This window comes from Microbacterium halotolerans (assembly GCF_003569805.1).
Classification (GTDB): Bacteria; Actinomycetota; Actinomycetes; order Actinomycetales; family Microbacteriaceae; genus Microbacterium; species Microbacterium halotolerans.
In genome coordinates, this window is record NZ_KZ984051.1 from 1,948,306 (window position 1) to 1,971,457 (window position 23,152).

The 23,152-nt window shown below is 68.3% G+C and carries 21 protein-coding genes and 1 tRNA gene; 13 read left to right on the forward strand and 9 right to left on the reverse strand.

Annotation, left to right across the window (positions count from 1 at the left end):
• Window positions 1-63 precede the first annotated feature (63 nt).
• The 3 genes from DZG09_RS09020 (at window position 64) to DZG09_RS09030 (ending at window position 4,313) form a co-directional block, all read left to right on the forward strand.
• Complete coding sequence (locus tag DZG09_RS09020; RefSeq protein ID WP_240423803.1) at window positions 64-1,152, forward strand: YlbL family protein; 1,089 nt, start codon at window positions 64-66, stop codon at window positions 1,150-1,152.
• A 49-nt stretch (window positions 1,153-1,201) separates the two neighbouring features.
• Window positions 1,202-4,177, forward strand: a complete 2,976-nt coding sequence (locus tag DZG09_RS09025; protein ID WP_119697244.1) for a UPF0182 family membrane protein — start codon at window positions 1,202-1,204, stop codon at window positions 4,175-4,177.
• A gap of 62 nt (window positions 4,178-4,239) precedes the next feature.
• Window positions 4,240-4,313, forward strand: a tRNA-Met gene (locus DZG09_RS09030).
• A 151-nt stretch (window positions 4,314-4,464) separates the two neighbouring features.
• Here DZG09_RS09030 and DZG09_RS09035 read toward each other — a convergent pair.
• Window positions 4,465-4,911: an alcohol dehydrogenase catalytic domain-containing protein gene (locus DZG09_RS09035; RefSeq protein WP_119697245.1), complete on the reverse strand. Its 447-nt coding sequence runs from the start codon at window positions 4,909-4,911 to the stop codon at window positions 4,465-4,467.
• Entirely contained in the window at window positions 4,908-5,399 is a 492-nt protein-coding gene (locus tag DZG09_RS09040; protein ID WP_119697246.1) for a nitroreductase family deazaflavin-dependent oxidoreductase, read from the reverse strand. Before DZG09_RS09040 ends, DZG09_RS09035 begins: the two co-directional genes overlap by 4 nt.
• An 86-nt stretch (window positions 5,400-5,485) precedes the next feature.
• Here DZG09_RS09040 and DZG09_RS09045 point away from each other — a divergent pair, with 86 nt between their 5' ends.
• Window positions 5,486-6,184, forward strand: a complete 699-nt coding sequence (locus DZG09_RS09045; protein WP_119697247.1) for a TetR/AcrR family transcriptional regulator C-terminal domain-containing protein — start codon at window positions 5,486-5,488, stop codon at window positions 6,182-6,184.
• A 192-nt stretch (window positions 6,185-6,376) separates the two neighbouring features.
• On the opposite strand, the gene DZG09_RS09050 is transcribed toward DZG09_RS09045, so the two are convergent.
• Window positions 6,377-7,048, reverse strand: a complete 672-nt coding sequence (locus tag DZG09_RS09050) for an LrgB family protein (protein ID WP_119697248.1) — start codon at window positions 7,046-7,048, stop codon at window positions 6,377-6,379.
• Window positions 7,045-7,458 (reverse strand): CidA/LrgA family protein, encoded by a 414-nt coding sequence (locus DZG09_RS16580; RefSeq protein WP_162893243.1) that lies wholly within the window; start codon window positions 7,456-7,458, stop codon window positions 7,045-7,047. Before DZG09_RS16580 ends, DZG09_RS09050 begins: the two co-directional genes overlap by 4 nt.
• A gap of 200 nt (window positions 7,459-7,658) precedes the next feature.
• On the opposite strand from DZG09_RS16580, the gene DZG09_RS09060 reads away from it, so the two are divergent.
• Window positions 7,659-8,453, forward strand: a complete 795-nt coding sequence (locus tag DZG09_RS09060; protein ID WP_119697475.1) for a carbon-nitrogen hydrolase family protein — start codon at window positions 7,659-7,661, stop codon at window positions 8,451-8,453.
• Between the two features lie 4 nt (window positions 8,454-8,457).
• Here the strand turns inward: DZG09_RS09060 and DZG09_RS09065 are convergent, their stop codons facing one another.
• Complete coding sequence (locus DZG09_RS09065) at window positions 8,458-9,663, reverse strand: aminotransferase class I/II-fold pyridoxal phosphate-dependent enzyme (protein ID WP_119697476.1); 1,206 nt, start codon at window positions 9,661-9,663, stop codon at window positions 8,458-8,460.
• Between the two features lie 105 nt (window positions 9,664-9,768).
• Here DZG09_RS09065 and DZG09_RS09070 point away from each other — a divergent pair, with 105 nt between their 5' ends.
• Genes DZG09_RS09070 through DZG09_RS09080 form a run of 3 tightly spaced genes read left to right on the forward strand, consistent with a single transcriptional unit; the run spans window position 9,769 to window position 14,068 of the window.
• A complete protein-coding gene (locus tag DZG09_RS09070; RefSeq protein ID WP_240423805.1) occupies window positions 9,769-11,256 on the forward strand; it encodes a S1C family serine protease in 1,488 nt (495 codons plus the stop codon).
• A gap of 59 nt (window positions 11,257-11,315) precedes the next feature.
• Window positions 11,316-12,602: a CDP-glycerol glycerophosphotransferase family protein gene (locus tag DZG09_RS09075; RefSeq protein ID WP_119697250.1), complete on the forward strand. Its 1,287-nt coding sequence runs from the start codon at window positions 11,316-11,318 to the stop codon at window positions 12,600-12,602.
• On the forward strand, window positions 12,599-14,068 hold the full coding sequence (locus DZG09_RS09080) for a CDP-glycerol glycerophosphotransferase family protein (protein ID WP_119697251.1): 1,470 nt from the start codon (window positions 12,599-12,601) through the stop codon (window positions 14,066-14,068). The genes DZG09_RS09075 and DZG09_RS09080 overlap by 4 nt, the downstream gene beginning before the upstream one ends.
• Window positions 14,069-14,088: 20 nt before the next feature.
• Here the strand turns inward: DZG09_RS09080 and DZG09_RS09085 are convergent, their stop codons facing one another.
• Window positions 14,089-15,201, reverse strand: a complete 1,113-nt coding sequence (locus tag DZG09_RS09085; protein ID WP_119697252.1) for a glycosyltransferase family 2 protein — start codon at window positions 15,199-15,201, stop codon at window positions 14,089-14,091.
• Between the two features lie 53 nt (window positions 15,202-15,254).
• On the opposite strand from DZG09_RS09085, the gene DZG09_RS09090 reads away from it, so the two are divergent.
• Window positions 15,255-16,478 carry a CDP-glycerol glycerophosphotransferase family protein gene (locus tag DZG09_RS09090; protein ID WP_420845896.1) on the forward strand — a complete coding sequence of 408 codons (1,224 nt, stop codon included), beginning with the start codon at window positions 15,255-15,257 and terminating at the stop codon, window positions 16,476-16,478.
• Between the two features lie 21 nt (window positions 16,479-16,499).
• Here the strand turns inward: DZG09_RS09090 and DZG09_RS09095 are convergent, their stop codons facing one another.
• Window positions 16,500-16,802, reverse strand: a complete 303-nt coding sequence (locus DZG09_RS09095; protein ID WP_119697254.1) for a hypothetical protein — start codon at window positions 16,800-16,802, stop codon at window positions 16,500-16,502.
• A gap of 160 nt (window positions 16,803-16,962) precedes the next feature.
• Window positions 16,963-17,655 carry a phosphocholine cytidylyltransferase family protein gene (locus tag DZG09_RS09100; protein ID WP_119697255.1) on the reverse strand — a complete coding sequence of 231 codons (693 nt, stop codon included), beginning with the start codon at window positions 17,653-17,655 and terminating at the stop codon, window positions 16,963-16,965.
• Window positions 17,656-17,890: 235 nt separating this feature from the next.
• Here DZG09_RS09100 and DZG09_RS09105 point away from each other — a divergent pair, with 235 nt between their 5' ends.
• The 3 genes from DZG09_RS09105 (at window position 17,891) to DZG09_RS09115 (ending at window position 20,833) form a co-directional block, all read left to right on the forward strand.
• Entirely contained in the window at window positions 17,891-18,928 is a 1,038-nt protein-coding gene (locus DZG09_RS09105; protein ID WP_240423807.1) for an ABC transporter ATP-binding protein, read from the forward strand.
• Window positions 18,904-20,475: a hypothetical protein gene (locus DZG09_RS09110; RefSeq protein WP_119697256.1), complete on the forward strand. Its 1,572-nt coding sequence runs from the start codon at window positions 18,904-18,906 to the stop codon at window positions 20,473-20,475. Before DZG09_RS09105 ends, DZG09_RS09110 begins: the two co-directional genes overlap by 25 nt.
• Before the next feature lie 91 nt (window positions 20,476-20,566).
• Window positions 20,567-20,833 carry a DUF3039 domain-containing protein gene (locus DZG09_RS09115; protein WP_119697257.1) on the forward strand — a complete coding sequence of 89 codons (267 nt, stop codon included), beginning with the start codon at window positions 20,567-20,569 and terminating at the stop codon, window positions 20,831-20,833.
• Between the two features lie 20 nt (window positions 20,834-20,853).
• Here DZG09_RS09115 and DZG09_RS09120 read toward each other — a convergent pair whose 3' ends face one another.
• Window positions 20,854-22,182, reverse strand: a complete 1,329-nt coding sequence (locus tag DZG09_RS09120; protein ID WP_119697258.1) for a nicotinate phosphoribosyltransferase — start codon at window positions 22,180-22,182, stop codon at window positions 20,854-20,856.
• Window positions 22,183-22,311: 129 nt separating this feature from the next.
• Here DZG09_RS09120 and murI point away from each other — a divergent pair, with 129 nt between their 5' ends.
• Complete coding sequence (gene murI, locus DZG09_RS09125) at window positions 22,312-23,133, forward strand: glutamate racemase (RefSeq protein WP_119697259.1); 822 nt, start codon at window positions 22,312-22,314, stop codon at window positions 23,131-23,133.
• Window positions 23,134-23,152: the final 19 nt, after the last annotated feature.

Here is a 23,152-nt window from a genome sequence, read left to right on the forward strand (position 1 = left end):
CCGCGAACGGGCTGCAGCGGCGAGACGGGAATGCCTCGCGGGGCGAGTGCGACAGGAGACTGAGTGAACACGAGCAAGCGGACCACGGTCGGCACTGCTGCGCTGGCGGTCGCGCTCGTCGGCCTGTTCGGCATGTCGTTCCTGCCGACCTCGTTCGTGGTGCAGCAGCCGGGCCCGGTCTACAACACCATCGGCACAGCAGAATCGGCGGACGGCGAGGAGATGCCGCTCATCGAGGTGCATGACGCCGAGTCGTACGAGACCACCGGCAGCCTCGACCTCACCACCGTCCAGGTGCTCGGCGACCGCGAGCGCACACCGAGCTGGTTCGAGTTGGCGATGGCCTGGTTCGACCGGTCCAAGGCGGTCGTGCCGCTGGACTCCGTGTATCCGGAGGGCGTCACGACAGAGGACCGCGAAGAGCAGAACGCCGCGATGATGGTCGATTCGCAGGCCGAGGCGACCGCCGCCGCGCTGACGGAGCTCGGCTACGACGTCGGTGGTGAGACGGAGATCTCCGTCGTCGACGTCACAGAAGGCGCGCCCGCAACGGGCAGGCTCGAACCCGGCGACATCGTGCTGACCGCCGACGGGGAGCCGATCGCCGACACCGACGACCTCCGGCTCGCCATCGCCGCGGGCGACGGCGAGTCCGTCGAGATCACCTACGAGCGCGACGGCGAGCAGGGCACGACGTCGATCACGCCCACCCGCGCATCGATCGACGGTGAGGACAGCTGGGCGATCGGTGTGCTCCTGACGCCGATGACGACGTTCGACTTCCCGATCGACGTGACGATCCAGCTCGACGACGTCGGCGGCCCCAGCGCCGGCACGATGTTCGCGTTGGGCATCATCGATACGCTCACCGAGGAGGACATGACGGGCGGCGAGAATATCGCGGGGACCGGCACGATCGATGCGGAGGGCACTGTCGGCGCGATCGGCGGCATCCGACAGAAGCTATACGGCGCGCGTGACGCGGGCGCCGAGTGGTTCCTCGCTCCCGCCGACAACTGCGAAGACGTCGTCGGGCACGTTCCGGATGGCCTGAGCGTCTTCGCCGTCGCGACTCTGTCGCAGGCAGAGGACGCAGTGCAGGCGATCGCATCCGGTCAGACCGATGAGCTGGCCACCTGCGAAAGCCCCTGATTCGGGGCGTTGTCAGCCCAGTCATTGATTCCACTCATAGGATGGACAGGTGACCTCGACGACAGCGCCGACGCCCAAATCACCGCCCAGCCCGATGCGGAGAGTGATCACGATCGCGGTGATCGTGATCGCAGCCCTTGTCGCGGCCTTCTTCCTGTTCGCGAATCTGTACGCGGACTTCCTCTGGTACGACCAGCTCGGCTTCGACAGCGTGCTGCTCACCCAGTGGGGCGCGCGGGGGCTGATGTTCGTCATCGGCTTCGTCGCGATGGCGGTGCCGCTCTGGCTGTCGATCCACCTGGCGCACCGGTTGCGACCGGTGTACGCGCAGCTGAGCTCGCAGCTGGACCGCTACCAGGAGGTCATCGAGCCGCTGAGGCGTCTGGCCACCTGGGGCATCCCGATCTTCTTCGGCTTCTTCGCCGGCTTCTCGGCTGCGACGAACTGGGAGACGGCGGCCCTGTGGCTGAACGGCGGCGCGGTCGGTGAAGCCGACCCCGAGTTCGGCCTCGACCTCGGCTTCTACATGTTCAGTCTGCCGTTCTTCCAGGGAGTGCTCGCGTTCGCGTCCGCCGTGGTGCTGCTCGGCCTCGTGCTCACGCTCGTCGTGTCGTACCTGTACGGTTCGGTGCGCATCGGGCAGGGCGAGCTGCGCATCTCGAAAGCCGCGCGCTTCCAGATCGCGATCACCGCAGCGGTGTACATCCTGCTGCAGGCCGTGAGCCTGTGGCTCGATCGCTACAGCAAGCTCGTCGAGCCCGGCGATCGGATCACGGGCCCCGGTTACGTGGGCACGCACGCCGAGATCCCCGGCCTGACGATTCTGTCGATCGCCGCCGTGCTCGTCGCGGTGCTCTTCCTCATCACCGCGTTCATCGGGCGCTGGCGCCTGCCGCTGGTCGGCACCGGCCTGCTGCTGGTCACGGCGATCGTGGTGAACCTCGCGTACCCGGCCATCATCAACACCCTGCAGGTGCAGCCGAACCAGTTCGCCTACGAGAGCGACTACTATCAGCGCAACGTCGACGGCACGCGCACCGCATACGACATCGACAACATCGAGGTGGAGTCGTACTCTCCCTCGACCGCCACGGAGGCCGGTCAGCTCCGCGACGACGCTGCGACGACCGCGTCGCTGCGCCTGATGGACCCCGCGGTGATCAGCCCGACGATGCGTCAGCTGCAGCAGCACTTCCCGTACTACAGCTTCGAGCAGACGCTCGACGTCGACCGCTACGAGATCGACGGCGAGACGCAGGACACCGTCGTGGCGGTGCGCGAGCTGAACCAGGAGAATCTGGAGAGCCAGTCCTGGCAGAACACCGCCGTGGTCTACACCCACGGCTACGGCCTCGTCGCCGCCAAGGGCAACGAGCGCACGACCGACGGATGGCCGGTGTTCCTCGAGAGCGGCATCCCGACCAGCGGCATCTTCAGCGAGATGGACTACGAGCCGCGGATCTACTTCGGCGAGAACTCACCGGAGTACTCGGTGGTGGGGCAGCCGGAGGGTGCAGATCCGCTCGAGCTCGACTACGCCCGCGGCGAGGATGGTGCGAGCGAGACCCGCACCACGTTCACCGGCGACGGCGGTCCGAGCGTCGGCAGCTTCCTCAACAAACTGGTCTACTCGCTGAAGTTCCAGTCGGAGCAGATCTTCCTGTCGCAGTACGTGAACGAGGAATCGCAGATCCTCTACGACCGCAACCCGGTCGATCGCGTGCAGAAGGCGGCGCCGTACCTGACCATCGACAGCGACCCGTACCCCACGGTCGTCGACGGGAAGGTGAAGTGGGTCGTCGACGGCTACACGACCAGCGCGACGTACCCGTACTCGACGCCCGTCGGCCTGGGAGATGCGATCAGCGACTCCAACGTGCCTCAGCCGCAGGTGCGTCTGGACGAGATCAACTACATCCGGAACTCGGTCAAGGCCACCGTCGACGCCTACGACGGATCGGTCACGCTCTACGCGTGGGACGACGAGGACCCGGTGCTGAAGGCGTGGCAGAACGTGTACCCGTCGACCATCGAGCCGATCAGTGAGATGTCAGGCGAGCTGATGAGTCACGTGCGCTACCCGACGGACCTGTTCAAGGTGCAGCGCGAGATGCTCGGCGTCTACCACGTCGATGACGCCAACAGCTTCTACCAGCGCGACAACGTATGGAACACACCGGACGACCCGCAGAACTCGAGCGTCAAGCAGCCGCCGTACTACCTCACGATGCAGATGCCGAATCAGGATGATCCGTCGTACTCGCTGTACACGACCTTCATCCCGCCGGGGGAGGGCGAGGACAGCCGCAACGTGCTGCTCGGCTATCTCTCCGCCGACGCGGACGCAGGGTCGACCGATGGCGAAGTGCGCGACGACTACGGCACGCTGAGGCTGTTGCAGATCTCGTCGAATACCACGGTTGCCGGCCCCGGACAGGTGCAGAACACCTTCGACTCCGATCCGTCGATCGCCGACGAGAGGAACGTCCTGCAGCTGGGCGATTCGGAGCTGGAACTCGGAAACCTGCTCACCGTGCCGGTCGGCGGCGGATTCCTCTACGTACAGCCCGTGTACGTGCAGTCGACCGCAGGCACCTCATACCCGCTGCTCCAGCGTGTGTTCGTCTCGTTCGGCGACCAGCTCGCATTCACTGACACGCTCGCCGAAGGCCTTGACGAGATCTTCGGCGGCGACTCGGGCACCGAGACCGGTGACTCCGAGGTGGCGGAGAACCCGGACGAGGCGGAGGACGTGCCGACGCCGGATACTCCGGACGCTCCGGATGACTCCGAAGGGAGCGGTGACGAGGACCCAGGCGACGAGGGCACCGAAGACGGAGCCGACACGGGCGGCAGCGACGCCGGGTCGGCCGAACGGCAGCAGGCCCTCGCCGACGCCCAGGACGCCATTGCGGAGCGCAACGAGGCTCTTGAAAGCGGCGACCAGGTTGCGATCGCCGAAGCCAACGAGCGGCTCGGCGAGGCCGTTCAGAAGCTCCTCGAGCTGGAGGGCGACACGCCATAGGGCGTGTCGGAAGGGGCTCGATTCGACGGCTGTTCACCCGCGTGTTAGGCTATTACATGTGCCGCGGGGTGGAGCAGTTCGGTAGCTCGCCGGGCTCATAACCCGGAGGCCGCAGGTTCAAATCCTGCCCCCGCAACAAAACAAAGAACGAAGGCCCGGATCTCAGTCGAGATCCGGGCCTTCGTCGTTCTCATGCAACCCCGTCCGGCTCGACGCAGTTCTTGCCGGACATTCGCCGGGTCAAGGGTGTGGCGGGGCGGTCCCCAAGTGGATACGGGGAATCTGGTTCAGGGCTCGATCACGATCTTGCCGCGGGCGGCGCCCGCCGCCATGCGGGCGAGCATCTCCGGCGCCGCGTCGAGACGGTGCACGCCGTCGGGGATCCGTCGCAGCGCCGTCGCAGGGACGACGACGCGTTCGGCGAGCGCCGAATGCCCGTAGCTGAACAGGTCGGCCCATACCCGGTCCCGCGGGCGGAGATCCTGTACCCCGGAGCCCGTCTCGACCACCTCGCCGGCCAGGTCCACCCCCAGGCCGGGGAACTTCGGAGCGGACATGCCGTAGTAGGCACGCGCGATCCGGGGTCGCCCGAAGAGGACGTCGAGGTCGGCCATGTTGAGCGAGCTGGCGCGCACCCGCACGATGACCTCGCCCGGGCCCGGCGACGGATCCGGAACCTCGTCGACTCGCAGAACCTCGGGGCCGCCGTACCCGTCTCGCACGAGAGCTCTCATGCGCTCGCCGTCGGCGCGTCCTCGAGGAGGAGGCACTCGTCGACTCCGAAGAGGTGCGCGACGACCCGATCACCCGTGCCGAGGAGGTGCATCACGTCGTGGCGGGGGACGACACGCGGCGCCGTGACGGCGCGGACCTCGCCTTCCGTCTCGACCTCGGCTGACCCGGCGGCGAGGAGATTCTTCAGCCAATCGGGCGTCGTCCCGTACGGCAGCGTCACGATCCATCCGCTCTGCGTCCGCCGCAGCCCGATGGGTGTGCGATAAGGGCGGCCGGATCGTCGACCGACCGTGCGGATCACCTGCGCGGACGCCCCGGGCGTTCCGGCCGTGCGCATCGCCCCACGGTTGAAGCGGTCGCGTCCGAGACGCCGCACCAACGCCACGCCGGGCTCCCACTTCGTGCGCAGCGCGAGGACGAGCGCGGCGAGAGGAGCCACGACGATGACGATGGTCGTACCCAGTGCGATGAGGGCCCTGCGCCGCATTGTTCCCCTTACGTTGTAAGTCGTACGTTGTAAGGTAACGTAGCGCCACGTTCCCGTCAACAGATGAGTCGGAGAGTCAAGAGGAGATGCCGAATCTCGATGCCGCCGCTCCGAGCGCTCGCGGATCCCTGTCTCGTGAGCGGGTGCTCGAGGTCGCGCTCGCGCTTGCGGACCGCAAGGGGATCGATGCGCTGACGATGCGTGCGCTTGCCAAGGAACTCGGCATCGAGGCGATGTCGCTCTATCACTACGTCGCAGGCAAGAACGACCTGCTCGATGGGTTGGCCGAGGCTGTCGCAATGGAGGTCGAGTCCGCGGTCGCGGACCAGAATCCGGGATCCCCCAGAGAATGGAAGCGCACGCTGCGCCGACGGATCCTCACGTCCCGCGAGGTGATGCTGCGCCACCGCTGGGCCCCCGGCGTGTTCGAGGGGCGCGCGAGCCCCAGCGCCGCCATCGTCCGCTACTTCGACGCATCGATCGCGCTCATGCGCTTCGGCGGCCTGTCGTACGACCTCGTGCACCATGCTCTGCACGCTCTCGGAAGTCGCCTCCTCGGCTTCTCTCAAGAGCTGTTCGACCCGGCCGGATCCGCGGACGAGGACGCGTCGCAGGGGATGCCTGCGCAGATGGTGGCGGATGCTCCCCACATCGTCGAGATGGTCGCGAATATCGCTCACGATGACGGGGAGACGACCCTCGGGCGGTGCGACGATCAGGCTGAGTTCGAGTTCGGGCTCGATCTTGTGCTCGACGGGCTGGAGCGTGTGGCCGCGGGCCGCTGAGCTGACGAGTCGACGAGTCCGACTGCGACGACGTGGATTGCGAACCCGGACTCAGCGATGTGCCGGATGACGGCATCCTGCGGGCAGCCACCATCCAGCATGCTCACCGACCTAGTGGACGGGCAGCGGGGCCCTGTTGTTCCAACCGGACCTTTGCGGAGCACGGACGGTTCCGCGGCCAGGTCGTTCTGGCTACAACCAGCCCAGCAGCGACGCGATCAGCATCGCGACGGGGACGAACAGCGCGGCCAGGGCGAGGCCGAGCGCCGATGACGCGCCCGTCGTCTTTCCGAGCTCCATCGCACGTGCGGTGCCGATCGCGTGGGCCGACAGCCCGATCGCGAGCCCCTGCGACACGGGATCCCTTCGGCGCAGCAGACGGAGCATCGGCGGCCCTGCGACGGCGCCGAGGATCCCGGTGAGGATCGAGAACACCGCCGCGAGTGAGACGTCGACGCCGAGCACACCCGCGACGGCCGCTGAGACCGCCGAAGTCGCGTGCTTGGGGGCGAGTGCCAGCAGAACGTCATGCGGAACGCCGAGCAGCCACGCCACGAGCGTGGTGGCCGCGATGCCGACGATCGTGCCGACCAGGCCGGCGATCAGCAGCGGGGGCATCAGCCGTCCGAGCTCACGCCCGTGGCGCCGGATGGGCAGTGCCAGCGCGACGATCGCGGGGGCGAGCAGCGCTGTCAGGGGCACAGTTCCCTCCTGGTATTCGGCCAGCGGCGTCCGCGTGATCAGCAGCACCGCCGCGATCACGATCGTGCTCACGAGCACGGGGTTGACCCACCCGTGTCCGAATCGCGCCAGCCATGCCGCGCCGGTCCAGACCAGCAGTGTGAGCGCGAGAGCCCACATCATGAGCGGCGCACCCGTCGCATCAGCAGGTCCGCGGTGAACGCCGCGGCGAGGAACGTTGCGAGCCAGCCGACCACGAGCGCCGCAATGATCGCCATGGCGTGCTCCGCGAGCGGTCCGAAGGCAGCGATCACACCGACCGCCAACGGCACCAGCAGAAGCGGCAGCACCGCGATGAGTGTGTCTGCAGCAGGTGCGACGATGAGCGTCAGGCGGCGGCCGAGGGGAAGCAACAGCACCGCCAGCAGCAGAATCATGCCCAGCGTCGATCCGGGGACGGGCAGGTGGGCCAGCGCGCGGAGCGCCTCGCCTGCGGCGGCGAAGCCCACCAGGACTCCCGCCCCCAGCAGCCATCGGGCCAGCCTCGGCACGCTTCCCGGCGCCGGCGTACGTTCTGCGTCTGCTTCGTCCACGGTCGTCTCCTTCGGCGTCACCTGGGAGCATTCTGTCAGCCGAACGGCATGAACCTGCTCAGCTGCGACCGGGACATCCGGATGATCCGGAGCCGGCCCGCGAGATGCGCACCTATTCGCCGAAACCACGTCAGAAGCGGCGCATCTCGGCGATAGGTGCGCATCTCGGCAGCGGCGCGCGGGTGTGGTTAGGTGGGGGCATGACCCTGGTTGCTGTTGCTCAGTTCGCCCCCACAGGCGACAAGGGGGCGAACCTCGGCGAGATCGAGCGGCTTGCGCGCGTGGCGGCGGAACGCGGCGCACGGCTGGTCGTGTTCCCGGAGTACGCGAGCTATTTCGTCAATCCGATCGACGTCACGTTCGCCGACAACGCGGAATCGCTTGACGGGCCGTTCACCGCACGGTTGCGCGAGCTCGCGGCCGATCTCGACGTGGTCGTCGTCGCCGGCCTCGTGGAGCAGGGCACGACGACGCGCGTGCGCAACGCCGCCGTCGCGGTCGACGCGACCGGCGTCATCGCCGTCTACCGTAAGCAGCACCTGTATGACGCGTTCGGGCAGCGGGAATCGGCGTGGATCGAACCCGGGGCGACAGGCGAGCCGCAGACGTTCGTGCTCGACGGGCTCACCTTCGGCATGATGACCTGCTACGACCTGCGGTTCCCCGAGGTCGCGCGCACCCTCGCCGACGCCGACGTCGACGTCGCGGTCGTTCCCGCGGAGTGGGTGCGCGGCCCACTCAAGGAGCACCATTGGTCGACCCTGCTGACGGCTCGCGCGATCGAGAACACCATGTACCTGGCCGCAGCAGACCACCCGGCACCCATAGGGATCGGTGCGTCAGCCGTCGTCGATCCGCAGGGTGTGCCGGTGGCGCAGCTGGCGCTCGGCACCGACGTCGCCGTCGCCGACATCGACCCGGCACGCATCGCCGCCACGCGGCGGGAGAACCCCGCCCTGGCACTGCGTCGGTACCGGGTGCTGCCGGAAGCATAGCCGCTCAGCTCGTGCTGAGTCGGCCCAGCCGTGCGGCGGCCTCCTCGAGCACTTCCACCCGCTTGCACGCTGCGAACCGCACCAGGCTCGCGTAGTCGGCACGGTTCTCGTCCGTGACGAATGCCGTCAGGGGCACGCCGACGACGCCGACGCGCTGCGGCAGCTGACGGCACAGCTCTGCCGCGTCGGAGAAGCCCAGCGACGCGCCGTCGGCGACGGTGAAGTACGTGCCTGCTGGCTGGGAGATCCCGAAGCCTGCGGCACGGAGCCCGGCACCCAGCAGGTCCTTCTTACGGCGCATATCCTCGCGGAGATCGGCGAAGAAGGTGTCGGGCAGTCGCAGCCCCGCGGCGATGGCTGGTTGGAACGGCGAGCCGTTGACGAAGGTGAGGAACTGCTTCACGGTGAGCACCGCCGTGATGAGCTCAGCGGGGCCGGACACCCAGCCGATCTTCCATCCGGTCGCCCGGAACGTCTTGCCAGCCGAGGAGATCGTGAGCGTGCGGGCGGCGGCCTGTGGAAGCGTCGCGATCGGTACGTGCGGCTCGTCGAAGACGAGGTGCTCGTACACCTCGTCGGTGACGATGATGGCCTCGTGCCGTTCGGCGAGCTCAGCGATCTGCTGCCGGATCTCGGCGGAGAACACCGCTCCCGTCGGGTTGTGTGGGTCGTTGAGCAGGATCACCCTGGTCCGGTCGGTGACCGCGGCGGCCAGCTCATCCGGATCGGGCTGGAAGTCGGGCCGACGCAGCGGCACCGTGCGCAGCCGACCGCCGGCGAGCGCGACGCAGGCGGCGTAGGAGTCGTAGTACGGTTCGAACACCACGACCTCATCCTCAGGGGAGTCGATCAGCGCCAGCAGCGTCGCCGACAGGGCCTCGGTCGCCCCTGTCGTCGCGAGGACCTCGGTGGCGGGGTCGACGCTGAGCCCGTAGAACCGGTTCTGGTGCTCGCTGATCGCCTCGAGCAGCTCCGGAACGCCGCGCCCCGGCGTGTACTGGTTGTGCCCGTCCGCGATCGCCCGCTGCGCGGCCTCGAGCACTTCGGCAGGACCGTCCTCGTCGGGGAAGCCCTGCCCGAGATTGATCGATTTCGTCACGGCCGCCAGATGCGACATCTCTGCGAAAATGGTGGGAGCGATGGATCCGTCGTCTCCGAGCAGACCAGCGCCGGATGCGGTGCGCCGCCAGGCGCCGGGCACGGTTGGCATGTCATCACGGTACGTCATCGACTCATTCCCAGATCTGAACCGGGTCATAGGTTCTGCAAAGGATTCGGGATCAGTCTTAAGGGGAATCGTCAGAAGGAGCACACGATGGACAACTCGTTCTCGAACCAGGAGCCGGACAACGGCTCACCCGCTGCCGGCCCGACGTCCGGTGGCGGAGCAGGCTCCGTCCCGCCGCGCCCCGCGATGTCGGCGGCCGACGCTGCGGCGCAGCGGCCCGCCGCGGGCGCTGATCCCCAGCGCACCGAGGTGCTGCCGCCGATGCCGCCTGCAGGACAGCAGTCGACAGAGCCGCTGCCGCCGTACAGCCCGCCGGCTCAGGTCCAGTCCGGCAGCCCATTCGGCCCTGCGGCAGGTGAGAGGAAGGAACAGGGGCCGTCGCGCAAGCGGGGCACCGCCGTCGCGGGCCTCCTCGTCGCCGCGGCGCTGATCGGCGGTGCAGCCGGCCTGGGTGGTTCCTACGCGGGGAACGCGATCTGGGGCGGCGGGCCGTCGAGCACGGCCGCATCCGACGGCCCGTCGACGATCACCGTGAACAACCCCGGCTCCGTCAACGAGGCGACCGCGGTCGCGACCGAGGCGATGCCGAGCACCGTGACGATCACCGTCACGAACGGGCAGGAATCGGGAAACGGCACCGGCGTCGTGCTCAGCGAGGACGGCTATGTGCTCACCAACACGCACGTGGTGACCCTCGGCGGATCGGCTTCGAACGGCACCATCCGGGTCACCGGCTCTGACGGTACGATCTATGACGCCGAGATCGTCGGGACCGATCCCGTCTACGACCTCGCCGTGATCAAGCTCAAGGACGCCTCCGACCTCACTCCGATCGAGTTCGCCGACTCCGACAAGCTCAACGTGGGGGACACGACCGTTGCGATCGGTGCACCGCTCGGCCTGCCCAACACGGTCACGACCGGCATTGTGAGCGCTCTCGACCGCAGCATCCAGATCCAGTCCTCTGCGGCACCGGACTCGCCCGATACGGAGGAGGATGAGGGCCCACAAGAGGAGTCGCCCTGGTTCTTCGACCTGCCGGGCCAGGAGGAGGAGCAGCAGAACGCACAGCAGCAGTCGATCTCGCTCAGCGTCATCCAGACCGACGCATCGATCAACCCGGGGAACTCCGGCGGCCCGCTCGTGAACAGCGAGGGTCAGCTGATCGGGATCAACGTCGCGATCGCGACCGCGAACGGCAGCTCGGAGAACGAGTCCGGATCGGTCGGCATCGGCTTCTCGATCCCGTCGAACGTGGCCCAGCGGGTGTCGCAGGAGATCATCGACAGCGGTGAGGCCACGCACGGACTGCTGGGCGCGAGCGTCACGACTGCATCGGCCTACGAGGACGCGACCGTCGAGGGCGCGGCGATCGTCGAGCTGACAGACGGCGCGGCGAAGGGCGCCGGCCTGCAGAAGGGCGACATCGTCACGGAGTTCAACGGCAAGCAGATCCGCAGTTCGACGGACCTGACGGCGCAGGTGCGCGCTGCCGCTGGCGGCAGCGAGGCATCCCTCACATATGTGCGAGACGGCGAGAGCCACACGGTCGACCTGACTCTCGGCACCCTCTGATCGAAGTCGGCAGGCACCGCCTGAGGCGCCGCCCCGCGAGATCCGGATAGGCTCGCGGGGTGGCGTCCTTCTCGTTCCGCGCCGGAAACGCGGCCAAGCTGCTCCGCGCACCGCTGTACGCGCTCGGCCGGCTCATCACACTCCTCGTTCCCAGGGGCGAGCGCTGGGTGTTCGGATGCGGTGCAGGCATCGGCGACGGACCGCTTGAAGTGTGGCGCGTCGCGCAGGAGGACGGCGTCGGAGCGGTCTGGCTCGTCGCAGACGATGCGGAGGAGCGGGAAGCCGCAGCCGTCGGCATCCCCACGATCCGCCGTGATTCGTGGCGAGGCTTCTGGGCGACCGTCCGCGCACGCGTCATCGTGGTCGCCTTCGGGCTCGGCGATGTGAACCCGTACGGCGCGTCTGGCGCGTTCGTGGTGCAGCTGTGGCATGGGATCCCGCTCAAACGCATCGGTATGGACTCACCGGAGACCACACGAAGCCCCGTCCCGTTCGCGCGGGGCCTGGTCAGTGCGCTGCTGGCGTTCGCCTATGCACGCTCCGCACGGCGCATCGATCTGATGCCCGCATCGCACCATCTCATCCGGGGGCGTCTCGAGTCCGCCTTCGAGCTCCCGCACGGCCGCGTTCTGGTCACGGGGGAGCCGCGCGCCGATCCGCTCAGCACGGGTGACGCGCAGGAGAGGCGTGCACGGGCACGACGCGACATCGCCGAGGCGACGGGGGATATCCCGGATGACGCGCCTGTCGTGCTGTACGCCCCGACGTGGCGAGACGGCGCGGCCGATCCCGCCGTGCCGTCCGTGCATGAGTGGACGCTCATCCGGGCCGTGCTCGAGCGTCACGGCGCGATTCTGCTCGTCCGCTCGCATCGGCTGGGCGCCGGCAGCTACGAGCCGCCGTTCGAGACACCGTTCGTCCGCGACCTCGGCGCGGAGCGTCTGCGCGACATCACCCCGGCACTGGCAGGATGCGACGCGCTGATCACGGACTACTCGTCGCTCGCGTTCGACGCGGCGCTCGTGCCGCTTCCCGTCATCTTCTTCGCTCCGGATGCCGAGGAGTACGCGGCCACGCGCGGGCTGTACGGACGGTACGAGGCCGTCGCAGGTGACGACTACGCGCATGACTGGTCCGCGGCCGCCGAGCGCCTCGACCGTGTGCTGGGCGATTCCGGCGAGCGAGACGCGCTCGTGGCGCGGTCGGAGGCGCTGAGCGAGCGCGTGCACGCGTATTGTGACGGAGGGAACGCGCGGCGCGTCTACGACGCGGTACGCGCCCGAGTCGATCAGGACGAACACGGGCGACGCAATGCGGCGCGAGCAGAGGGGACGAGCCACGGATGACGAGAGCGCGGTTCGACAACGGCGGAGCATCGCTCATCGTCTCCGGCTCCGGCTCCCCGCCGCAGCGTGCGAGCCTCAACGGAGCGCGTGCGCGCGTTGCCGGAGAGATCACCGCCGATGAGGGGGAGTGGAGCGTGCGCTTCCGGCTTCTCGTCTCGCGCTGGGGAGGCCCAGCGCTTCCCATGCCCAGCGGCGCATACCGGATGTCGCTGACCGCCGAAGGGGGAGCCGAGCTCGGCGCCGATGCTTCCGTCGGCCGAGAGACGTTCGAACTCTTCCACGCAGAGCTGGTCTCCGGCGAGCTGCTGGTCCGGCCGCCGATCGACCCGGCGTACGAGTCTGGCGAGGGCAGCCGCGCGCTCGAGCTGCGCTATACGGGAGGGAACACCGGTGCGCGTCGGCTCGAGAACGCCGTGTTCTTCGAGAGCTTCTACGGACGTGTCGCCGGATGCAACCCGCTGGCGATCGACCGTGAGATCGCGCGCATCGCCCCGCACGTGACGCGCTACTGGAGCGTCGTCGACCGCTCAGTGCCGGTGCCGGACGGCGCGATCGCCGTGGTCGATGGGAGCCCCGAATGGTGGCGGGCGCGGGCCGATGCACGTCTGCTCGTCGTGAACGATTGGCTGCGGCGTCCGTTCGTGCGCCGCGATGGCCAGCACGTGCTGCAGACGTGGCACGGTACCCCGCTGAAGCGGCTCGCGCTGCATCGCCGAGGCTTCCAGCCCAGACGGTGGGCCGCGGTCGTGCGAGAATCGCTGCGCTGGAACGTGCTGCTTGCGCAGAACGGATATGCCTCGCGGGTGCTGCGGAAGGCATATGCCTACCTCGGCGGGCGGCCGCTGCTCGACAGGCAGCTGTGGGTCGAGGGATATCCCCGCAACGACGTGCTCACCACCGGCGACGGCGCAGCGGTGCGCGCGCGGCTCGGTATCGCGCCGGAGGAGGAGGTGCTGCTGTACGCCCCGACGTGGCGCGACGATCGCGAGGAGATCGTGGACTTCGTCGATCCGGAGCGCCTCGCTGCCGATCGGGGTGCCGTCGTCCTCGTGAGAGGCCACTCTCGCACGCTGCTGCCCGGCCACGACGTGACGGCGCCGCGCGTGATCGACGTGACCGCCTACTCCGACACCGCAGAGCTGATGCTCGCGGCCGACGCGCTGATCACGGACTACTCCTCGGTGATGTTCGACTTCTCGGTCACGGGAAAGCCGATGCACTTCCTGGTGCCCGACCTCGAGCACTACAGGGGAGCCCTGCGCGGGTTCTACTTCGATCTGCTCAAGCGAGCCCCCGGCCCCGTCGCCCGCTCTCACGAAGAGCTGCTGACCGCACTCGACCAGGATCCTGCGGAGTATGCCGAGAGATACGCGACGTGGCGGGCCGCGTTCAACCGCCTCGACGACGGGCACGCCTCAGAGCGCGTCGTGGCGCGACTGATCGATGCCGGGATGATCACGCCGTAGGCGTCAGATCGCGAGATGCCCTACGGCAGGGGCGTGTTGCGGCCGGACAGCCTCGATGTGTCGACGTTGTCGCGCGCACCAGTGACTGCGCCGCGCAGGAAGCCGAACCCCCATGACAGGTGCATCGTGGGCGGCACAGCGGCGCTCCACAGCTTGTCCCGCCATCCGGAGCCTCCGCCGCGGCCGGACGCGACCGCGAGGATCAGCAGCACGTATGCCGCCAGCGGCACATAGACGATGGACGCGAGCGCGGACCAGGGCCCGGCCAGCACCCCCGTCACCTGAAGCGCGCCGATGACGAGCGCGAGGAACGCGACGACGACGAGCGCAGGCGGTGCGAAGAAGCGCAACGAGTTGCGGGTGCCGTACCGCCGCACGAGCTCGCCGCGCCAGGTGCCCGTCGAGAAGAACTGGCGCACCAGCCGCGCCCAGCTCTCGCGCGGCCAGTATGTGGCCGACAGCTCCGGGTCGAACCAGACCCGGTAGCCGGCGGTGCGCAAGCGCAGGTTCAGCTCCCAGTCCTCTCCGCGCCGGATCGACTCGTCGAACAGCCCGATCTCTTCGAGAGGCTCACGACGCATCACGCCGAGATAGGCGGATTCTGCCTCGCCCTCGCCGCCGCCTGAATGGTATGCCCCGCCACCGAGCCCGATGCGGGAGTTGTACGCGCGGGCAACGGCGCGCTGGAAGGGCGTGCGGCCGGAGGCGCGCATCACGCCGCCCACGTTCGCCGCGCCGGTGCGGTCGAGAGTGTCGAGCGCGCGGGCCGTGTAGCCGGCGGCGAGCTCCGAGTGCGCGTCCACCCGCACGATCGTGGGGTAGCGGCTGGCGCGGATCGCGGCATTGAGACCGACGGGGATGTCGGCGGCCGGGTTCTCGACGAGTCGCACGCGCGCATCGTCCGCTGCGATGCTCTCCGCGAGTTCGGTGGTGCCGTCGGTGGAGGGGCCGAGGGCGAGCACGAGCTCGATGGGGCCCGGGACGTCCTGCGCGAGCACCGTCTCGACCGCGCGTGCGAGATACTCGTGCTCGTTGAGCACGGGCATGATGAACGACACACCGGCGCCTGTGGGAACCCTGGGGGCACTGCGGTGGGGGCGCGGCGCGATGCCCTCACCACGATCGTTACCCATTCGACGATCATCCCATGCCTTCCCGGTGATCTTCCCGACTTAACCTGGAACGCGTGTCTGTTGTGAGTGATGTCCGCAAAGCCGTTGCCCTGGTACAGAAGGCGGCGCGAATGCGACTCATGCATCGCAGCGTCGTCCGCGACCTGAAGGCCAGGGGCGCGCTGGAACGAAGCAGGTTCACCGTTGCGGTCTACTTCGCCGACAGCGAAGTGAACATGTATCAGATGCGCCAGTGGTACGCGCCGCTGAAAGAGATCGCACGGGAACGGCCCGTCGTGGTGATCGCGCGCAATCCGGGCGGTGCGCGGGCGCTGATCGACGACGGCGAGCTGCCCGTGACCTTCCAGCCCGAGGTGCGCGGCATCGAGAAGTTCCTGGAGCACCAGGACATCCGCATCGTCCTCTACGTGAACCAGAACGCGCGCAACTTCCAGATGTTCCGGTACGGTCGCCGCTGGCACGTGTACATCAATCACGGCGAGTCGGACAAGATGTACATGACCACGAACCAGTTCAAGGCGTACGACTATGCGCTGGTCGCGGGGGCGGCGGCCCGTGAGCGGCTGTCGCGAACGCTGTGGGCTTACGACCTCGACGAGCGCACCATCGAGATCGGCCGCCCGCAGGCGGACCACTACACGGGGGAGCCGCCGTACGAACCGGACGGGCGCACCGTCGTCCTGTACGCGCCGACCTGGGAGGGCGACCGGCCGGCCGCGCACTACGGATCGATCGTCAGCCATGGGGAGAAGCTCGTGGGCGCCCTGCTCGCCGACGACCGGTTCCGGCTGGTGTACCGGCCGCACCCGCGCAGCGGCGTGCTCGATCGGGCATTCGGCGATGCCAACCGCCGCATCATCCGTGCCATCGCCGAGGCGAACAAGAACGACGCGACGGCGCAGCATGTGTTCGACGACGGGCCGTCGCTCGGCTGGCAGCTCGCGGGCGCCGATGTAGCCGTGACCGACATCTCGGCGATGGTGTACGACAGGCTCGCCGTCGGCAAGCCACTCCTCATCACCAGGCCGGCGGACGAGCGGGCCAGCATCGACGAGGACGGATACCTCGGGGCATGCGAGTGGCTCGCCGCAGAAGACGCCGCGGACATCGTCACGCACGTCGAGCGGGTGCAGAACGACCCTGAGACGTTCCAACGCCTCGAGACCTGGTCGCAGCGCTACTTCGGCGATACCAGCACGGGGGCGCCGACCCGCCGCTTCCGTGAGGCGATCGAGCGTCTCATGCGCGAGTGGGAGACGTGGAACGCTCGCTCCTGAGGATCGGGAGGCAGACCGCAGTCACAGGACGAAGCGCCACAGGAACTCCTCGTCGGTTCCCGGTCGATACCAGGCGAGGGTCACGATGGTGCTGGGGAGATCGGCGCGGCACAGGCACAGCTGCACCGCGTCGCCCGATCGCAGCGATCCGAATCGGTCGGTGCGCGCGCGGCCGTGCCGATCGCCGACGAAGCAGCGTACGGTGTCGAGCACTTCAGTCGAGACGTTCGTCATGACGGGGTGCCGAGGGTCGGCGCGATCGACCTTCCACGGCACGGCGTAGACGCCGCAGGGCGGCTCTCCTGCGGAGGCGGAGGTGGTCATGCCCCGACGCTATGGACGACCTGCGACGCTCAGGCCGAGAAACGGTTCCGATGCATCCGGATGTGGACAACTCGTCGTGATGAGCGGCCTGGTGAGGAAACGACGCGCCCCGCCGGCGACGCATGAGCATCACCGGCGGGGCGCCGGGTCGAGTAAGGGGCTACACGAACTCGTTTGCGCGTTCGAGGTCTTCAGCGAAGTCGACCTCGACGGCGTACAGATCCGAGATGTCCATCGGCAGCACGCGGACGCCTTCGTCGGCGATCGCGAGCTCGAGACCGCCCTCGAAGTACTCCTGGTCGTCGACGCGCTGCAAGCCGCGGATCAGTGCCTTCTTGTCGGCACGCGAGATGTAGTTGATGCCGACAGCCTCGCCGATGCCGCCGACGACCTGCTTCGACAACTCGTCGATGTGGCCTGCGCGCGAGACCGTGTACTTGACCTCTTCGTCGCTGACCTTCGCCGTGTTCACGGCGACGAACGACTGGTCGGCCTCGATATGCGCGATCGCTCGGCCGAGGACGCGCGGGTCGAAGACGACGTCGCCGTTCATCCACAGCACGCCGTTGCGGCCCGTGGCCTGAAGGGCGCGCAGAAGGCTCTTCGAGGTGTTGGTCTGGTCGTAGCGCTCGTTGTAGACGTAGTCCGCCTGGGGAAAACGCTCGACGATCTCCTCGGCGCGGTACCCGACGACTGCTGTCACGTGCGCGTCGTCGCCGAATGCGGCGCGGATGTTGTCATGCTGCTGCTGCATGATCGAGCGGCCGTCGTTCAGAGTCGTGAGCGACTTCGGCAGCGCGCGACCCAGCCGCGTGCCCATGCCGGCGGCGAGAATGACGATCTGAGTGCTCATGGTTCTCAAGCTTTCATGTGTTTGCACGGTGCTCGTCGGTGCGTGTTCACTGCACGTTCCCGCATCGTTCACCGTACTGCGTGCCACTCAGGGTACCGGTGAACGCTGGACAACGGCAGGACATTCGCCGGATTGGCGGATCTTCCTGCTCGACAGGCCACATTCTGATGACGACTCTGCGATCTCACGGCGACGCCTGGATGAAGTGACCGAGTCGGATGGGTACTGTTTTCTCGTGACCTCCGAATCCCGCGACGAATCTCGCACAACCGTTCCGTCGAACGCACACTTGTCCGACGAACAGGCGAGTGCGCGCAGCGGTCGGGGAGCCGGTGCCTCGGAGCTGTCGGTCGACACTCGGGAGAATCCGGTCGTGGCCGCCCCGCTGCCGCCGTTGCCGGAAACCGATGCGGCCGAGGCCGCGGCGCGACCGGTCGCCGGTCCGCCGTTGGAGATCGATGCTGACCAGGAGTCCGCTCTGCAGTCGCCGGAGGGGGCAGAGCCTGCGTCCGCGCCCTCCGCGCTGCGGTTGACTCAGGTGACGAAATCGTACGGCGGCACCGATGCCGTAACCGAAATCGATCTCACGGTGCCGAGCGGCGCGTTCTACGGACTCGTCGGCCCGAACGGCGCGGGCAAGACCACGCTGCTGTCGATGATCGCCGGGCTGCTGAGCCCGACGGCGGGCACCCTCGAGGTGTGCGGCGTCGACCTGCGCAAGCATCCGCGCGAGGCCAAGAAGCTGATGGGCGTGCTGCCGGACCGCCTGCGCACCTTCGATCGCCTCACCGGGCGGCAGCTTCTCTACTATGTCGGCGTGCTGCGCGGTCTGAAGCCGGGCGTCATCGCCGATCGCACGAACGACCTCGCCAGAGTGCTCGAGCTGACCGACGCGCTCGGCCGCGTCGTCTCCGACTATTCGGCCGGTATGACGAAGAAGATCATGCTCGCCGCGGCGATGATCCACTCGCCGCGACTGCTGGTTCTCGACGAGCCCTTCGAAGCTGTCGATCCGGTCTCGTCCGAGACGATTCTCGGCATTCTCAGCGAGTACGTGCGAGGGGGAGGCACCGTTGTGCTGTCGAGCCACGGCATGGACCTCGTCGAGCAGGTATGCAGTCGTCTGGCAGTGATCGTGTCGGGACAGGTGCTCGCAGAGGGAACGGTCGAAGAAGTGAAGGGCAGCGCGACGCTCACAGAGCGATTCGTCGAGCTCTCCGGCGCTACCGGCGATGTGGGGGGCCTCGAGTGGTTGCACGCGTCCTCCAACTGAGGCTCGCACTGTTCCTCGGTACGTTCCGAGGTTCGGCCTGGCACGTCATCCGTCAGGTCGTCGGCCTGGTCGTCGTCGGCAGTCTCGTCGCGGCGGCATGCGTCGGCGCACTGAGTCTCGACGATGACCACCTCGATGTGGCATCCGCGGTCCTGACGCTCGTCGGCTCAGCGCTGCTCATCGGCTTCGCCGTCGGACCTTTCCTCGCGGGGGCGACCGATCAACTTGATCCGAGGCGATTCGCCGTGCTCGGCGCCGAACCGACGCCGCTGGCGGGGACGCTCCTGCTCGGCTCGCTCATCAGCGTGCCGTCCATCGCGCTGCTCGCGATCGACGTCTCCGCAGCGGTCGTCTGGGTCGGACTGGGTGTGCCGGTGCTGGTCGCCGTCGTCTCTGCGCTTCTGCACGCTGTCGCGTGCGTGGTCCTCGCCCGCATCGCGATGGGCCTCGCATCGACTCTGATGCGGGGCCGCCGCACCAGGGAGCTGTCGAGCCTGTTCGTGCTCGGGGTCATCGTGGTGGTCTTCCCTGTCGCCGTGTTCCTCTCCTCATTGGAATGGGAAGGTCGCGTGCCGGAGCAGATCCGGCTCGTGGTCGAGATCCTGGCGCTGACACCGTTCGGCGCGGCCGCGGGCGCGCCGGGAGCGATCGCGATGGGCAACGGCTTCGTCAGCTGGTGGGCGAGCATCGTCGGTGCGCTGACCGCCGGGCTGGTCGTGTGGCTGTGGTTCTGGTTCGTCCGTCACCTGCTCTCGACCGTCGAGAACCCCGTCGAGGTCCGGCAGCGAGGCGGGCTCGGCTGGTTCGCCCTCGTTCCAGGCGTCGCTGCGGGCGCCATCGCCGCGCGCAGCATCATCTACTGGTTCAGTGACATGCGCTACATGGCGAACCTCGTGATCATTCCGATCGCGGGTCTGCTTCCGGTCGTCCCGCTGCTCATCGCCGGCGTGCCCGCCGAGATCACCGCGCTCGTGCCCGTGCCGATCATGGCGCTGTTCTTCGGCTGGGTCGCGCACAACGACACGGCGTACGACTCCTCAGCAGTATGGCTGCACATCGTCACAGGTGTCGGCGGGATCTCCGATCGGCTGGGACGCACTGTGCCCGTGCTGCTCACAGCGGTTCCCGTGCTCGCCGTCACGATCCCCGTTTCCGTGGCGCTCTACGGGCGCTGGGCGCTCCTGCCCGGCATGGTCGGAGTCGCCGCGTCGCTGTTCCTGTGCGGCCTCGGTCTGTCGTGCATCTCCTCTGCCGTCGCACCCTACGCGGTGCCGACGCCCGGAGACGGCCCGTTCCAACAGCCTCAGCGCAGCGGTTCGATCGGTGTCTGGTCTCAGGCGCTCGTCATGGGCATCGCGCTGGTGGCGAGCGGTCCCACGCTGTGGTTCATGTGGCTGGCGCTCACCGACGACATCGCGAACGCGATGACCGCGCAGTGGGTCGGTGTCGGCACCGGCCTCTCGGTGCTCGCGCTCGGCGTCGTAGTGGGCGGACTGCTGTTCCAGCACCGCGAATCGCGCATCATGGAGTTCGCCGGCACGACCTGACCGGCCCGATTCCTCCGGCTGTTCCGACCCGGAATCGGGTCTCGCTGCGATCAGCCTCCCCAGTCATCCGGATCCGGAATAGAATGGCCGTATGAGTACGCCGCTTGATGCACCCGACCAGGGCGGAACCGCGCTCCTCGACCGAGAACTCGAGGAGCTGCTCGAAGAAGAGCTGCAGGAACCCGGTGATCACGAGCGTTTCTCGCACTACGTCAAGAAGGACAAGATCCTCGAATCGGCCATCACCGGCAAGCCGGTGCGTGCGCTGTGCGGCAAGAAGTGGACGCCGGGGCGCGACCCCGAGAAGTTCCCCGTGTGCCCGGAGTGCAAGAAGATCTACGAGCAGCTGAACAGATAGCGCATCTGCCGCGGGCGGCGTCAGCTCTCGACGTAGGTCGTCGGGACAGCGGGGTCGGACTTGCTCAGAGCGAGCCCTCTGACGGGGAGCTCCTCGCGCGCAGCGAAGTGGTGGGCACGGGCGGCGGCGACGCCGGCCGGCCCCTCGTGGGCCGTATCGATGTCGCCGGATGCGACGAGGCTCGTCTGCAGATGCCGCACGCCCGATTCCGGCAGGGCGGGAACATCATCGAACCCGTCGCCGACGTGGACGAGCTCCTCCACCGCCGTGCCGTTCTCGATGCGACGCGCCGCTGCCTTCTGCCCGCCCTGCGACCCCTTGCCGCTGGCAGTCTTGGCGACCGACACCCATTCGCCGTTCCGTCCCTCGCGTGCGACCAGCTTGTAGACCATGCCGGCCGTCGGGTATCCGGATCCGGTCACAACAGATGTGCCGACGCCGTACGCGTCGACGGGAGACGCACCGAGTGCGGCGATCGCGAACTCGTCGAGGTCGCTCGTCACGGTGATGCGCGTCGCGCTCGCCCCCAGCGAATCGAGGATGTCGCGGACCTCCCCGGCGACGATGGGCAGGTCGCCTGAGTCGATGCGCACCCCGCCGAGGGAGCCGCCGCGCTCGGAGGCCATGCGCACCGCGGTGCGCACTCCCTGCTCGATGTCGTAGGTGTCGACGAGCAGCGCGGTGCCGGTGCCGAGTGCGTCGAGCTGCGCGCGGAACGCGTCCTCTTCGCTGTCGTGCAGCAGCGTCCAGGCGTGGGCTGCTGTGCCCATCGTCGGCACGCCCCACGTGCGCCCGGCCTCGAGGTTGCTCGTCGCGCCGAAGCCGACGATGTATGCGGCACGGCTGGCGGCGACGGCGGAGTGCTCAGCAGAGCGGCGCGCACCCATCTCCGCGAGCGGACGCCCGTTCGCGGCGATCGACATCCTGGCGGCCGCCGTGGCGATGGCCGAATCATGGTTCAGGATGCTCAGCGCGATCGTCTCGAGGATCACGGCGTCGGCGAAGGTGCCGGTGACGGTCAGAACGGGGGAGCCGGGGAAGTACAGTTCGCCCTCGCGGTAGCCGGAGATGGAGCCCGTGAAGCGGTAGCCCTCGAGGTAGGCGAGTGCCTCGGGACCGACGATGTTCTCATCGCGCAGGAAGCGCAGCTCGTCCTCGCCGAACCGGAAGCTGCGCAGCTGCCCGAGCAGGCGGCCGGTTCCCGCGACGACGCCGAACCTGCGCCCGCCGGAGAGTCGGCGTGCGAACACTTCGAACACGCACTTCCGGTGGGCCGTGCCGTCGCGAAGAGCCGCGTCCAGCATGGTCAGTTCGTAGCGGTCCGTCAGAAAGGCCGTCGATGCGCTCACCCGCACGACTTTACCTCTGTCCGGCCGCATGTTCCCGCGAGCATCTGTGCGACAGTGCAGGCGATCGCGGAGAACACGGGCACTCGCGAGGGGCAGGCGGGATGAGCCGGACCGCGTAGGCTGAGAGGCGTGAATGACGCGCCGATCGGGATCTTCGACTCCGGGGTGGGCGGTCTCACCGTCGCCAGGGCGGTCGGCGATCAGCTGCCGCGCGAGTCGATCCTCTACATCGGGGACACGGTGCACTCGCCCTACGGCCCGAAGCCCATCGCCGACGTGCGCCGCTACTCGCTCGAGGTGCTCGACACGCTCGTCGAGCAGGGAGTGAAGATGCTCGTGATCGCGTGCAACACGGCGTCGGCCGCGGTGCTGCACGACGCCCGCGAACGGTACGACGTGCCCGTCGTCGAGGTGATCGGCCCGGCGGTGCGCACGGCGATCGCGACCACGCGACGCGGCCGGATCGGCGTGATCGGCACCGAGGGCACGATCGGCTCGGGCGCCTATCAGGATATGCTCGCGGTCGCCCCGGGCGTCGACGTCTTCACCGCCGCGTGTCCGCGATTCGTCGAATTCGTCGAGGCGGGCGTCACCGACAGCGCGGAGCTGCTGGCAGCGGCCGACGAGTACCTGGCACCGCTGCGCGACGCGGGCGTCGACACGCTCGTTCTCGGATGCACGCATTATCCTTTCCTCAAGGGCGCGATCAGCTACGTGATGGGGCCGGATGTGTCGCTCGTCTCGAGCGACAGCGAGACCGCCAAGGACGTCTACCGCGAGCTGGTCGGCCGCGAGCTGCTGGCGAGCCCGGATGCCGCGCCGACGCTGGCGTACGAGGCCACAGGAGCCGACACGTCCGCCTTCACGACGCTCGCGAACCGACTCCTGGGGCGCGAGGTGCGCGACGTGCGCCTCGTGCGCACCGGAGCGATCGACCTTCCCGCAGACTGAACCACCCCATCCGGATGCT